The sequence below is a fragment of the Entomomonas sp. E7T21 genome, from assembly GCF_058693955.1.
Genome location: NZ_CP191672.1, coordinates 2,692,041 through 2,706,827, shown reverse-complemented (window position 1 = coordinate 2,706,827; position 14,787 = coordinate 2,692,041). Strand labels below are relative to the sequence as shown.

Below are 14,787 nucleotides of genomic sequence, written 5' to 3'. Positions count from 1 at the left end.
ACTTGGCTATTTTACGTTTTATTGGTAGACATTGGCGAGTTTGGGTATCCATTCCAATTATTATCATTGGTTTACTATGGGTGCTTGATAAGTTATTTCCATTACCTATGCCTGAAGATGGTATAGCACGTATTGTATTAGCGAGTGATGGCACACCTTTATGGCGTTTTGCTGATAGAGATGGCGTGTGGCGTTATCCTATTACTATTGAGCAAGTATCGCCTGCTTATATTGAAGCCTTGTTAACCTATGAAGATCGTTGGTTTTATGAACATCCTGGGGTCAATCCTATAGCTTTAGGACGGGCATTCTGGCAGAACTTAACAGGTGGTAAAATTATATCAGGGGGTAGTACCCTATCTATGCAAGTGGCTAGACTCATTGAGCCACACCCTCGAACGTACTGGGGAAAAGTGAGACAAGTCTTTCGTACTATGCAGTTAGAATGGCATTTGAGTAAAGATCAGATTCTTACCTTATATCTTAATCGTGCACCTTATGGTGGAACAATTGAGGGTGTAGCTGCTGCTAGTTGGGCATATTTAGGCAAGCCGCCAGATCAACTTACTCAAGCAGAAGCTGCATTATTAGCAGTATTACCACAAGCGCCCAGTCGATTAAGACCAGATCGTTATCCTGAGCGTGCTAAATTAGCCAGAGATAAAGTATTAAACCGTTTAGCTGAATTTAATATATGGCCACAGTCTGTTATTGATGAAATACAACAAGAAAGTATTTTCTTAACGGATCGGCAAGAGCCACAAATGGCACCGTTGTTAGCGAGAAGATTATATAACAACAGTCAAACGCCTATTATTCAAAGTACTATTAATGTCAGTATGCAACGCCGTTTAGAGGATTTATTAAAGAACTGGCAAGTGCGTTTACCTGAATATACTTCAGCCGCTATTTTGGTGGTCGATCACCAAACCATGGAGGTAAAAGCCTATCTTGGTTCTATAGATATTACTGATGATAAGCGTTTTGGTCATGTGGATATGGTGTCTTCCATTCGCTCACCTGGCTCAACCTTAAAGCCTTTTCTCTATGCAATGGCAATGGATGCAGGGTTGATTCATTCTGAGTCTTTATTGCAGGATGTGCCAAGACGCTATGGTGATTATAAACCTGGTAATTTCTCAGCAGGTTTTATAGGGCCTGTATCAGCAAGTGAAGCTTTATCAATGTCACTAAATTTACCAGCAGTACAATTGCTTGAAGCGTATGGCCCAAAACGGTTTTATGGTGAATTAAAAGGGGCTGGAGTAAATTTAACATTGCCACCAATGGCAGAGCCTAATTTGTCAGTTATTTTGGGTGGTGTAGGGACTAAGTTAGAAGATTTAGTCATGGGTTATAGTGCTTTTGCACGTCAAGGTAAAGTAGCACAACTGCGTTTTAAACCTACTGATGTTTTAGAGGAAAGGCCATTGTTATCTGCAGGTTCTGCATGGGTGGTAAGGCGTATTTTATCAGGTCAAACAGAACCTGATCGAGACGAGCGAGCAAGGCTAGTACAACGTAGTGTATTAGCATGGAAAACAGGGACTAGTTATGGCTTTAGAGATGCTTGGGCAGTTGGCTTAGGACCACGTTATTTGGTAGGTGTATGGATTGGTAGACCTGATGGAACGCCAGTGCCAGGTCAGTTTGGAGTGGCTTCTGCAACGCCTTTATTATTACAAGTACATGATCTTATTATTAACCAAACTGCAAGCAAAGCATTATCAGTTACTGAAAGTAATCAGCCAGCTAGTGTTGGGGTAGCTGCCATTTGTTGGCCTTCGGGACAGCCATTGCCTGTTAAAGATGCTAATTGTCGTAAAGAGCGTTTTGCTTGGACATTAGATGGTCTAACACCCCCTACCTTGCAAGCAGTAGATCAACCTCTTGGCACAGGCATTAGTCAAACTATTTGGGTTAATAGCAAAGGTTTACAGGTAGCTGCTGATTGTGATGGAGCTATTGAAAAACGCATTGATTTATGGCCTGCTCCATTAGAACCTTGGTTAATTTATGCTGAACGTCGTAACCGTCGTTTACCTAAAGCTGATAAAAATTGTCCGCCTTTACTACCCACTAAATCAGCTCCTCTATTTATTGTTGGGGTGAGAGAGGGGGATAGATTGCGTTTACCTGCCATTAATACAGAGCCGTTAACATTAAAACTTTCTTCATTAGGTGGGGCAGGGCAACGTTGGTGGTTCTTAAATGGAGAACTGATTGAGGAAACTGTACCTGATGAATCTTTTGATAGAGAATTTATAAAGGCAGGTAAACAACAGTTAACTTTATTAGATGAACTAGGTCAAACAGCAACTATTGAGTTTTCCATTCAGTAAAATGTTATACTTTTACCTATTCAATTGCTTATTTGAAAGATATGGCGAAATTAATAAAAATTCTACAATGGATTCGTAAGTTTTTTAAGAGACTATTCTGGTTTACTATTTTTTCAATAATAGGAATATTAGTTATTTCGGTGTTGCTTGTGTTAAGTATGCGTTGGATTAATCCTATTGGCACTTCATTAATGGTTGAGCGTAAAATTGAAAGCTGGCAAGCGGGAGACGGCCTTAAGTTTCAAAGGGAGTGGAAAGGCTGGTATGAGATTTCTGATAGTTTAAAGTTGGCTGTTATTGCCTCAGAAGATCAAAATTTTCCTTATCACCATGGTTTTGATATGGAGGCGATTCAACAAGCTTTAAAACACAATGCGGATGGTGGTAATCTTAGGGGCGCAAGCACTATTAGCCAACAAGTCTCTAAAAATATTTTTTTATGGTCTGGCCGTAGTTGGTTTCGTAAAGGTGTAGAAGTTTGGTTTACAGCGTGGATTGAACTGCTTTGGTCAAAAGAGCGAATTCTTGAAGTTTATTTAAATAGTGCAGAATGGGGTGATGGTATTTTTGGTGCAGAAGCTGCTGCACAATACTATTTCAACACTACTGCTAGAAAACTAACTAAAGAACAAGCTAGTTTATTAGCTGCCGTGTTGCCTAACCCTAGAAATTGGAACCCTGCCAAACCAACAGTATATATAAATTCTCGTGGTGTTTTTATTCGTAAACAAATGGATAATTTAGGCGGTAATGCTTTCTTACAGAAGCTAAGATGTGGCAATGATTGCCCTAAATAATACAATGCTAGCTATACAATAGTTAGCAGGTTCTATTTCTACTATCAATCTTACTTATATTCAATAAGCAGCTATATCTAGCTGCTTTTGCTACATCTGATTAGCTTAAATCTGGATACTTGTCTAATTAATTTATCACTTCAATAATAACCATCTCATATTTTTTAAGCGTCATTTTTACTAAAAAAATAATATTAATTCCTCTTTTTTATTAAAAATAAATCATCATAATTATTTTTTATTTGTATAACTTATTGTTTATAAATAATTTATTTTTATGTTTGATATTTTTGTCAAAAGTTTGTTTGAAAGTATGAATAAAAGCTTAATTAAATTACATGTAATTTAAATTTATTTGACATGTAATAAATCAAGCATTAATCTAACTATAACCTGTTTTGTTGGAGTACAAGACAAGATAAGGAAAACAGTTGTGTAAATAATAAAGTTCAAGAGGAACAGAACAATGCGCTATTTAGCTTTTGCCATACCTGTTTTTGCTATTTCTAGTTTGAGTAGTTATGTGGCTGCTGAAGCAGATACAGTCGTAAATAATATTTCGAATGTCACAGAACAACAGCTAATTCAAACTAAGGATACGCTTTGTCGAGTAACAACAAGTTTTCCAGTAACCGTTCAGCAGTGTGGAGAGGAATGTACAAGCTTATTAAAAGTGGGTTTGATTAAAGTAGAGAAAATAGGTGTATCACCTAGTGTAGAGCAGTATGTATTAACAGAGTTGGGGCGTAATGCTTATATGCCAGCCTCCGCGAAATTATCAGGTAGTTTAGGGAGTTTTTGTTTTGGCAATATAACAAAACATCAAGTTATTAGTGTCAGTGCTATAGATGGTGAGCCACAGATAACGATTACCTATAGCGTTCATATAAGCGATCCGCATCCTGTTCTATATGATGCTAATTTTACGGCAAAGTATTTTTTACCAAATTTACAAGAAGGAAGTACTGAATCAAAACCGATGCAAAGGATTGTTCGTATCAGCTCAAAGGGAGAAGTAAGTATTGTTAGATAGCAAATTGTTTACCCAATAGCTATGGAGGGAAAGATAGTATGAATACAACGTGTCCTAACTGTGGTTATACGCGTCAATCAGAACATACAATATTAGTAATGCCAAGAGGATTATGCATCCTATAGGTATTTACAAAAACAATTGGAACAAAAGCAATTTTGTTTTTTTAAAAAACTTAAATCAAAATTTAATGATTTTTCATTACCCGATAATGAGTTTTTAATCTACATGATATTAGTTGTTATTTACCTATTTACCTATTTACCTTATTTCTTCGCTTTTCAGCAGAAGTTATATAAAGGTAATTGAAAAAATGGATAACTGCATAATAAGCAGAAAAAGGAGTATGTCATGATTATAACGTGCCCAAAATGTAGCTATGTACGTCAACTGCAAGATACTGCAGCTATCAATCAGTGTCCAAAGTGCCATATAGATTATAGGGTTTATGCACATTTTCAAAAGGAATCAGAGAAAGAACAAAAACAACCAATGAGCTATCAAGTTATTAATAGTAAGGTTAATCATTCTTTATCAGTCGATGATGTTATGACAGGAATGGCTTATTTATTTATTGCAGTATCCGTCATTATTTTATTGATGGCTATTTTTTGATAGGGAGGATATTAAAACAGTGATTACGGCTTGTCCAAAATGTGGCTATGTTCGTCAAGCAAAGGATACGACACCGTTAAATCAATTATGTGGATTATAGTGTTTTTTTGCATTCTCAAAAGCAATCAGAGCAAAAAGTAGATAAACCAACAACACGCAAAAAAATCAAAATGCCAGTTAGTAAGTGTTCATTGTTAGATAATGAAATTTTGATTTATGGAATGCTTATTTGTACGGTTATATTCATTATGTTTTTAGTACGATCAAGAGCTTTTTAGCTGAAAGAAGAAAAGTGTGCTTAAAAAATAAGTTTTTTTAATGGTTTTTATAGTTATCCGCTAGGGGTAATCTAGTGGATAACTAAATTATAATTAATTAGCCAATGGATTACGTTCAAGGCGTTTTTTTAAAAAATAGCCCCAAGACAAGCCAATAATAATAGAAACTAAAGAGGCAAGTAATACACCAGCTTTGGCGGCACCTAATAGCGTTTCATCAGTAAAGGCTAAGGTGGCTATAAAGATAGACATAGTAAAGCCTATACCAGCAAGCAAACCAGCTAATAATATACCATTCCAAGTAACTCCTTTAGGTAAATGACAGATACCTAATTTAACGACAATAAAACAGGATAGTAATATACCTATTGGTTTACCAAGAACAAGGGCACCAATAACACCATACATGATGTGTTGCGCTGAGGTTGCTGATAAGTCGAGGCTATCTATCGTAATACCTGCATTAGCTAAGGCAAATAAAGGCATTACACCATAAGTTACCCAAGGATGTAGCGCCATATTTACACGAGTAACAGGGGGTAATAGTTCCCTTTGTACTTTATGAAGTTCGTTATAGGAAACGGTTAACTTACCATTTTGATCAGTGGTTTTGATTGTGTTGATGGCATTGGTTACTGTTTCCACATATTTTTCTTTAGAAATAGTGGCTACAACTGGTGTCATTAAGCCTAATACTACACCGGCTAAGGTTGGGTGGGCCCCTGTCATTAACAAACCAATCCATAAAATAGCGCCAGGAATAATATAAGCATAAGCAGAGCGTAGGCCTAACCATTGAAATAATAGCACCAAGAAAATACCAAAGACACCAACAAATAGACCATTAATATCTAAACCACCTGAATAGAAAAAGGCGATAATTAGCACTGCTACAATATCATCAATAATAGCGAGGGCTAGTAAGAAAACCCTGATATTAGTAGGAATAGATTTACCTAATAACGCCAATGCACCAACAGCAAACGCAATATCTGTAGCCGTAGGTACAGCCCAACCTTGTTGTTGGATAGGCGCATGATTTAGTGCTAAATAAATAATTGCAGGAGTTACAACACCACCAATAGCGGCAGCAATGGGTAATGTGGCAAGGCGAAAATTTGAGAGCGCACCATCATGTATTTCCTTTCTAATTTCCATACCCACAACAAGGAAAAAAACAGTCATTAATGCATCATTTATCCAAAAATGCAGAGACTGTGAAAAGGTAAAAGAACCAAAACTGATACCAACAGGTGTATGCCAAAGCGCATGATAACTGTTTGCAAGTGAAGAGTTAGCCCAGATTAGAGCAATAATCGCAACTACAAATAAAACAATGCCGCCTACGGCTTCAATATGTAAAACTTTTTCTATGGCAGAAAGTGAGCGCATAGTAGCGGCATGAGCTTTGGGTAAGATAGGTTTTTTCATAGGCACGAATCCTCTGCGAGGCGGCCCGACCATCGTTTTAAAACCTGTAATACAACACTATGTTGTAACACCCAACTGGAAATTATAAAACAAATAAAAAAAGGAATCTATTTTTATAACCTTATATACAAGCCTAATTAATTTATTTTATTAAATAGGTTGAGCTTGCTTAGTAGATATTTTTTTCTTCCTTGTATCATATATAACAAATAATATACTTATAATCTCTAAGATTACTAATGTAAAATTAACATACACAAGTTTATCACCACCCGATAGGCCGCTTACTTTAAATTTTTGGGGGTTATTTCGGTTATAAGCAATAAGCACAGTTTTACCAACATAGTCTTTAGTTTGCTCTAAATTAACAGCCTCTTTCCTTTTCTCAATATCTATATAAGGTGGTGCGATTAAAGCTGATATTACTTTATTTTCATTATGAACTGTTTGTTCTACATCTTCTTTATCTGTAAATACTATTGTGGAATGATAGATAATATATTCCGTAGAACCATCATACTGTTTTGACTGTTCAGTATGAATAATAGTGCCCATGGACTCATCTGTATAATCATTAGCGGCGAAAGGATCTAGTATAAAATGGATAGCAACAATGATATTAACAATTAAACAAAATATCCAACTAGAATATATATGCATTGCTGATAATTTCTCCTAAAAAATGAGCATGTCAGTATACCTTTATACTAATTTATTGGTTTTATTTCATTAATTAATAATGAATCAATATGCCTATTATTGTTTTTAGGGAGCTTGGTGTAGCAGAGAAAGAGGTTATTGTTAGCAAAGAGAGCTATTAATAACTAATACTTAAGGTTAATACTACGTTATGCCTTTAGGTAATTTATTAATGAAGGGTATTTGCTTATAGTTTATACAGCCCATATTTAGTACCTTGTTTATCCCTAGTGAAAGACTATTCCTAATACTAAATATGGGTTTATCGCGCAGATATCTTTTTTTTGCCATTAGCCTCTAGTTTATTATGGTATTAGTTCCCGTTATAAACTAGAGGTTTTTCTTTAACTAATACAAAAAATTAGTTATTTAGTTTATTGAATACATAGATTATTTATCATTGGTTAATGATTGCATCACATTAATTAAACTATTGACATCTCTTAACAATAAAGTGCTAGCAATGGCAGTATTTTGTACGGCGTAGGGTTGGGAATTGTTATATTGGTGTAATGCTCTCAAGCAAACCTAATACAGTGACTAATCGGCCTGTTGCACATTCATAGATGTCTTCTAATGAAGTATTTTCATTTTAAAACCACCTATTTAGACCAGCAAGTTATTATTTGTTTTTATTATGTTAAGTTGTGAGAGTCTAGTATTTAAGAATCTTAGTAAATTAAGGAATTAAAAAGAGCTATTTGGCTAATTAAAAATATTTTAAGAGTTGAAGGGTTAGCTAATTATTATGAGTATTAATCTATATATTGATAAGTATTTATCAATATAAAAAGATGGTTTACTTGTTTAGTAATGAAGTAATGCTTGTTATACTAATGTCTAATAAATATTATTTAAAGTATAATTAAGTTTATTTTAAGGGTATTTATATACAATAGATTAATACCAAAAATAGGCTTAATCGAAGTTACTGTTTAAAGGAGTTTGCAGTATGTTTTTTAGTGCATCTGATACACATTTTCAGCTGTTTTGGGATGAAGCAAGCTCACCCAACTCAACAACAAATAACACACCATCATCTACTTCATCTCCTTTAGCACAAAGTACTGTATCTTCAAGCAATACAGCAGGTTTTGGAGAAGCTTTAGCAGCTATAGGTAATAAGTTTTCTAGTTTTTCAGGTGGTAGTAAATCATTAGATCCATTTTCAGCATTAGCAGCAGCCAATAAGTTAAAAGCATCATTAGGTGATAATGGCGACGAAGATACAGTCCAATCAGCTTTGGATAAGCTACAAATATTAACCTTCACAGGAGTAGAAGGAATTTCTACGCCTTATGCCTTTGAAATAACCTTAATCAACAAACATATACGCTTTGATATCACCCAACTGCTCAGCAAATCAGTCTTTATAGGATTTACCCCAGAAGGCAAATCTGGTAATGGTGTGCATGGTCTAGTTCAAGCGGTTAAGCGGGGCCCTATTAGCCAACACTATGGCATTTTTTCTATTGTCATTACTCCTCGTTTTACCCATCTAATGAAGCGCGTGAACCAAAGAAAATTCCTAGCCAAAACAGTACCAGAAATTATCACTACTATTCTCAATGAACATGGTATGCAAGAGGGAGCCGAATCAGGTTTTGAGTTTAAATTAAAAGAAACCTATCCAATCAGAGAGTTCTGTGTTCAATATGATGAGTCTGATTACCATTTTGTGTCGCGCCTTTGTCAAGAGGAGGGGATAGCTTATCATTTTCAACATACTTCAAGTAATCATAAAATGATCTTTACTGATGCTATGCCTTTCTTTCCTAGTGTAGCAGAAGCAGTTAAGTTTATGAATGACACAGGTATGGTAGCAGATAGCCAAGCCCTTAAATATTTTGATGTATCTTTAGCTTCTAGAACTCAAGCAGTAGCATGGCGAGACTATAACTTCACTAATATGAAAATACCAGAAGGGACTAGTGAAGGTAAGCAAAGTCAAAAAGGTAATCAAGCTATTGAGCCTAACCTTGAAAGTTATGATTACCCATCTACAGGTATGAATAAAGCTAGAAATGACCAACTAGCTAAAATAGAAATAGAACGTCTTCGAACTGATCATTTAATAGGTGAGGGGTATTCAGATATACCGACATTCCATAGTGGTTACTACATTACGATAGAAGACCATCCAAGTTTAGATACAATGGATGCTGAAAAACCTTGGTTGATTACCCAAATTAAACATAAAGGCTACCAGCCTCAAGTGCTAGAAGCCTTTGCAGGAGCAGGTAGTGCTGCTAGTACTACACTGCCTAGCCAACTACATAAATACTTAGATATAGACACAGAACTAGAATTTCCTGTTCAAAATCAACAACAAGGCTACTTCAACGTCTTTAATGCTATACCACAAGAAGTATCTTATAGACCTGCTAGAAGACACCTTAAGTCAAGAGTATTAGGAACCCAAACAGCTATTGTAACAGGCGCAGCAGGCGAAGAAATTTACTGTGATGAATATGGACGAATCAAAGTTCAATTCCATTGGGATCGTGAAGGTACTATGGACGAAAATAGTTCCCATTGGATCAGAGTAGTTAGCAACTGGGCTCATGATGGTTATGGTACTGTAGTTATACCTAGAGTAGGTATGGAAGTAAAAATAGATTTCCTCGAAGGAGATCCAGATAATCCAGTAGTAACAGGAGCAATTCACAACGGAGTCAACAAAGTTCCTTATGATTTGCCTGCTAATAAAACTAGAAGTGTATTTAAAACGTCTAGCTCAAAAGGTGGTGTAGGTTCTAATGAACTGCGAATAGAAGACAAAGCAGGCCAAGAACAAATCTTTGTGCAAAGCCAAAAAGATTTTGACCAGCTCACCAAAAACAACCACACAGTACAAGTTAACAACAACAGCCACCTACAGGTACAAAACGAACATAGTGAAACTATAGTCAAGAATCGCTATACCAAAAATGAAAGTGAAGAGCATCATTTAACTCAATTAGATCGTAAAACACAGATCATGATGAATGATTATAAAACTGTGGGAATGAGTGAGCATGAAACCATTGGAACAATAAAAACCACAGAAGCAGGCATGGAGATTCACTTAAAGAGTGGCTTACAAACAGTAATAGATGGAGGATTAAGTTTAACCTTAAAAGCAGGGGGGCAACATATTGTATTGAACCCTGCTGGAATATGGATGACCATGCCTGTCTTTACAGGTGGTGCTCCAATGGAAGGTACTCCTGCTGAGCCTTTAATGCCATTAAGTAAGTTTATGGCTGTGGCAGGGGTTACTTCTAAGCCAGTTATGCATGATAGCTATAATTTACGGTTTCATTTTACCAATGATAATCAAATTCCTTATGCCAATACTAGTTATATAGCTTATTTACCTGATGGTAATACAGTAAAAGGAGTAACAGATGCAGAAGGGTATACTAAGAGTTTCTTTAGTGTTGAACCGCAGGATATAGATGTACATTTATTGATGGAAACCTATGTGCCAGTTTTAAATGATAATGATTTAGTAGACACAGAAAATATAGGTGACTCGCAAAATGTACGGTTCCATTTTACAGATGATGATGATGTACCCTATGCAAATACTGACTATATTGCTACATTCCCAGATGGTTCAACCAAAGAAGGTACTACAGATCAACAAGGTTATACAGAAACCTTTTATAGCGATATTGAGCAAGAAATTAAAGTCCATCTAGTATTAGGTGAAGTACAGGCTAAAAAGGAGAGTATGTAATGGCTGGGGGAAACGAGAATAAGAACAGTAAGGATAATAAGGAAATCAGTTCTGGTAAAACTGAGAGAAAACCTAAGACAACTCAAGAGGTAGAAATTTCTAATAAGACACAAGTTGTAGTTTTTTATATTGGCGGAGCAGCAGATAAAAGAGCATGGTATGGACCTGCATATATTCCAATACTTAGAAAAGTAGAGTGGAAAGAAATTGGCCCATATCATAATATTAGATATGTTAAAGAAAAATTTGAGGCTTCTTTAGAGGCAAATAAGTTAGATAAGAGCCGATATGAAGGTATATATCTTGGATACTATGAAGTTTATAAGGAAAAACAACAAAATTCTTTAGTTGAGAAATATCTTGCCTGTAAGGATAAAAAGCACTTAAAAATAGTGATTATAGGACATAGTTTGGGTGGTTGGAATGGTGCACATTTTTGTAATTATTTGGTTAATAAAAAAAAGTATACAGTAGACTTTTTAATTACTATAGACCCTGTAGGTGTCGGTGATGGAGTAAAAATTGTTGCTGATGTAATTAATAGTTTTCCTACAAAAATTAAGGTTAGAAAGTCTTGGCATAATATACTAGAAATAGGTTCCAGTTTTGGGAATGCAGTTGCTAAAGTGGGAGAGAGATGGATTCCTGGATATGGTTGGAGCCTTAGCTTTCAAAGTTATGAACCAATGGGGAGTCCAGTTATAAAGCATGGCAGAGATGATTCACAATCATTTCCTGATTTTTCCTATATCAGTGAGTATGCACATGATTATGCATGGCATGGAATTTATGACAAGGAAAAACTAAAGATAATAGCTCCACAGTGTAATGCTAAGGAAGATCAATACACAGTTATAGAAGAAACTCCTATTAAACTTTCACCTTATGATCATGTTTCAATAGCATTAAGAGAATGGTTAAAGAAATAAATGTACTGTATAAATAGAAATGGTATAGAGCTATGACTACAAATGAACTTGAAATAAAAGAGCTATCTGAGCAAGACAAGAGCTATTTAATTAATATGATTAAAGCCACTATCCTAATATTAGCAGGCGAAAGTACTTTACAGAGTCAAATTAAATTTTTAGGTAAGTATATGGCTAATGCCCCTAAAACAGGAAAAATAGGAGTTGTTCATGAGTTCAATTATAAAGACTTATTTTCACTGGTTTTTGAAAAAGATACAAAACAGAACTGGAATACAGCACAGATTTTTTTAGATAAAGAATTGTTGACAAATTTCTCTGAGGATATTTTTTTACAGATGTTGCAATTAAACTTTAGTTATACAGAAAATGCACTGAATGATAGTTATGCTTATCAATGGCAGCTTAATAATAAGGTGAGTGTTATTTTTAAAGTTAAGCCAGAACAGCAAACAAATAATGACTATCCTACGGATTTTTATCAAATAGTTATGTTTAATAACTTAGGATAATAATGTAATGATAGTGGATAGGAAAATTTGCTAGGGAGATTTTACAATGTCTAGTTCTAATGAAGAGACAATGGGTAAAACCAGCTCAACAGAAAAGAATATAGTAAAGCAAAAAATTAGTCGGCCTAAAGAGCTTATTCTTTTATTCTGGATAGATGAGGAGGATAAAAATGGGGGATATGATGGTAGAACTTTATTCTCAGAAGCAGCTCAAACACGAATGGAAAATATAAAAAAATCATCTTGGTACAATGAAAAAATACATAAAGTTCATAATCCTCCCATACAAGCTATTCATGAAATAGGTCCTATTATTAATAACTGGACAAGTAAGTATGGTGGAAAAGATAAAATTAAAACCAGAGAAATAGGTGTTTTCTCTCATGCAGCAGGAGATGGTCCTATCTCATATCATACCGCTAATATTCCGCCTGTTACAGGTTGGCCTGTTCAAATGGCTATTACAGGAGGTTGGGATGCTATAGATTTTAACTGGAAAGAACAAGGCGCTATTTGTGTATTTTATGGTTGTAATACAGGACATAATCCAGAGGGATTTGCCCATAGCTTATCCAAGCTATCCAACTTTTCTGGAGTAACAGTTTGGGGACAAAGTACATCCGCCTTCCCATCATTTTATCCTAATTATAGAGTTACTACTGTTGCCCGATCAGCTGCGGATGGTTTCTTTCCTAATATTGTCAGGAAGACAGCACAAACTACATGGGATCTAATGGGGCCAACGTATATGGTTGGAGGTAACTCAGGAGAAGGGGTGAAATCAACTTATATTTTTGGATCACTGACTAACAGTGTAAATCAATTAACAGATGAAGAACTTAAGTCATATCCACCTGCTAATGTGCTGAAGTATTTTCAAAATGGAAACTATGAGGGACAAACTCACCAAGGAGTTTTTAATGATCATAGAAAGACCAATTAAACTATTATTATTAATATTCATTATTTCGTTATATGGGTGTCATGAGATGTCAGAACCAGAGTTTAAAGTTTATGGTAATAAACAGATTTTAAATAATATGATCATTAATGTTCAATCAATTAATTATCGCTTTAATGCCAATACTCCATCTTACACAGGTTCAAGAACGCAAACATTGCTATATAATGATAAACTATTCTCATTTACAAATGATCAAGTAGATCGATACAAAATTTATTTTTCTTATGACAACCAAGTAGCTATACTTGAATTTGATAATATTATGGCAAGGTTTAATGGCTCAAAGGGACGTATAAATCATTTATATGTTTATGAAAAAGATAATAGTATATACATTGAATATTATGGTTTTGATACAGATATACCTAAAAAAATAGGTGTTAAAAGTCATATGACTATACCATTAAAAGATTTTTTTGAAGAAAATAAAATCTCTGATCCCAATGATCAATTAGTATATAAAGAAAAATTATTTGAATTCTATGAACCTAGCATACAAAAATATAAACGAGATCCTCTTTCAAAAGAGGTGAAAGCAGCATTTATGGAAGCACGTTTTGAATTGAAAAAGGATTTTAAACTGTTACCCGAAGATATAAAAAAGATGAATTTGCCTGAAAATGAGTTAAAAGAGCTTTTAAAATAATCTAAAGAAAATTGAGACCAATAAAGTTAGTGAAAAAATAGTGAAAATATTAAAGAGACTCATTGGTATTTTATTATTTACCTCCCTTACCCCGATATTAGTCAGCGGCATAGGAAAATGAAAAGATTAATGTTATTAGTTGTAACTATCTTTTTTGTTAGTTTACATTTGGCTAATGCTCAGGAATGTGAAGATATGATAGGTACTTACCGTATTATTCCATTTTTTAAACCAGTAGGGTTGGCAATAGCTACTAAAGAGCTATTAACTTCTGCGCCTTTGGGAACCCCTTTTTTAAAGTGTAAAAATTAAATAACCAAGTTTGGCATGTAGGTTTGATTCGTGGGAATAGATACCCTATTGAGTTAATATAGGTGGATAAAGCATCAAGAACAAGTTTGAGTTTGAATATAACAGGGAGTGCTGATCTTTGTTATTATGAGTTAAATAAGGGTTTTAAAATAATTAAAGTTGATTTAACAAAACTTAATAAACAACAGTTATCGGTTTTACACGATTATATGTTAAGAGAGTGGGGAAATGAGCTACTTGACAAAGCAACTGATAGCCATACTATAAAAGAATCATATATATTTGATATAGACTCTTTACAAAAGATCAAATATTTTTTCATTATACGTTATTCTGAAATTGGGGTAGGTAGTTTTGTTTTTGTGTTTCCTTTACAGAAAGTAACAGATCGTACAGAGTTTACCTTAGTAGAAAAGAAAATATGAAACATACTACTATTTTACTTAAAGTTATGATTAGGATAATCCTAATATCAGACCAAAGTAATTAGCTATGTAATAGAGCG

Annotated in this window: 13 protein-coding genes; 11 read left to right on the top strand and 2 right to left on the bottom strand. The window is 34.6% G+C overall.

What is annotated here, in order from left to right:
• Positions 1-8 precede the first annotated feature (8 nt).
• The 4 genes from pbpC (at position 9) to ACQVD9_RS12775 (ending at position 4,787) form a co-directional block, all read left to right on the top strand.
• Entirely contained in the window at positions 9-2,342 is a 2,334-nt protein-coding gene (gene pbpC, locus ACQVD9_RS12790; protein ID WP_413774197.1) for a peptidoglycan glycosyltransferase PbpC, read from the top strand.
• Positions 2,343-2,383: 41 nt separating this feature from the next.
• Positions 2,384-3,139: a monofunctional biosynthetic peptidoglycan transglycosylase gene (gene mtgA, locus ACQVD9_RS12785; protein ID WP_264746335.1), complete on the top strand. Its 756-nt coding sequence runs from the start codon at positions 2,384-2,386 to the stop codon at positions 3,137-3,139.
• Between the two features lie 466 nt (positions 3,140-3,605).
• A complete protein-coding gene (locus ACQVD9_RS12780; protein WP_264746334.1) occupies positions 3,606-4,172 on the top strand; it encodes a hypothetical protein in 567 nt (188 codons plus the stop codon).
• Between the two features lie 351 nt (positions 4,173-4,523).
• Positions 4,524-4,787, top strand: coding sequence for a hypothetical protein (locus ACQVD9_RS12775; RefSeq protein ID WP_264746333.1), 264 nt, complete (start codon positions 4,524-4,526; stop codon positions 4,785-4,787).
• 371 nt (positions 4,788-5,158) lie between these two features.
• Here the strand turns inward: ACQVD9_RS12775 and nhaA are convergent, their stop codons facing one another.
• Both nhaA and ACQVD9_RS12765 read right to left on the bottom strand, forming a co-directional pair.
• Positions 5,159-6,496, bottom strand: a complete 1,338-nt coding sequence (gene nhaA, locus ACQVD9_RS12770) for a Na+/H+ antiporter NhaA (protein ID WP_264746332.1) — start codon at positions 6,494-6,496, stop codon at positions 5,159-5,161.
• 150 nt (positions 6,497-6,646) lie between these two features.
• Positions 6,647-7,156, bottom strand: coding sequence for a hypothetical protein (locus ACQVD9_RS12765; RefSeq protein ID WP_264746331.1), 510 nt, complete (start codon positions 7,154-7,156; stop codon positions 6,647-6,649).
• A gap of 991 nt (positions 7,157-8,147) precedes the next feature.
• Here ACQVD9_RS12765 and tssI point away from each other — a divergent pair.
• The 7 genes from tssI (at position 8,148) to ACQVD9_RS12730 (ending at position 14,707) form a co-directional block, all read left to right on the top strand.
• Positions 8,148-10,919, top strand: a complete 2,772-nt coding sequence (gene tssI, locus ACQVD9_RS12760) for a type VI secretion system tip protein TssI/VgrG (protein WP_264746330.1) — start codon at positions 8,148-8,150, stop codon at positions 10,917-10,919.
• Complete coding sequence (locus ACQVD9_RS12755) at positions 10,919-11,848, top strand: alpha/beta hydrolase family protein (protein ID WP_264746329.1); 930 nt, start codon at positions 10,919-10,921, stop codon at positions 11,846-11,848. The genes tssI and ACQVD9_RS12755 overlap by 1 nt, the downstream gene beginning before the upstream one ends.
• Before the next feature lie 32 nt (positions 11,849-11,880).
• Positions 11,881-12,360, top strand: coding sequence for a hypothetical protein (locus ACQVD9_RS12750; protein WP_264746328.1), 480 nt, complete (start codon positions 11,881-11,883; stop codon positions 12,358-12,360).
• 46 nt (positions 12,361-12,406) lie between these two features.
• On the top strand, positions 12,407-13,303 hold the full coding sequence (locus ACQVD9_RS12745; RefSeq protein ID WP_264746327.1) for a hypothetical protein: 897 nt from the start codon (positions 12,407-12,409) through the stop codon (positions 13,301-13,303).
• A 46-nt stretch (positions 13,304-13,349) separates the two neighbouring features.
• Positions 13,350-13,970: a hypothetical protein gene (locus tag ACQVD9_RS12740; RefSeq protein WP_264746326.1), complete on the top strand. Its 621-nt coding sequence runs from the start codon at positions 13,350-13,352 to the stop codon at positions 13,968-13,970.
• Between the two features lie 117 nt (positions 13,971-14,087).
• A complete protein-coding gene (locus ACQVD9_RS12735) occupies positions 14,088-14,282 on the top strand; it encodes a hypothetical protein (protein WP_264746325.1) in 195 nt (64 codons plus the stop codon).
• Positions 14,283-14,344: 62 nt separating this feature from the next.
• Entirely contained in the window at positions 14,345-14,707 is a 363-nt protein-coding gene (locus ACQVD9_RS12730; RefSeq protein ID WP_264746324.1) for a hypothetical protein, read from the top strand.
• Positions 14,708-14,787 lie beyond the last annotated feature (80 nt).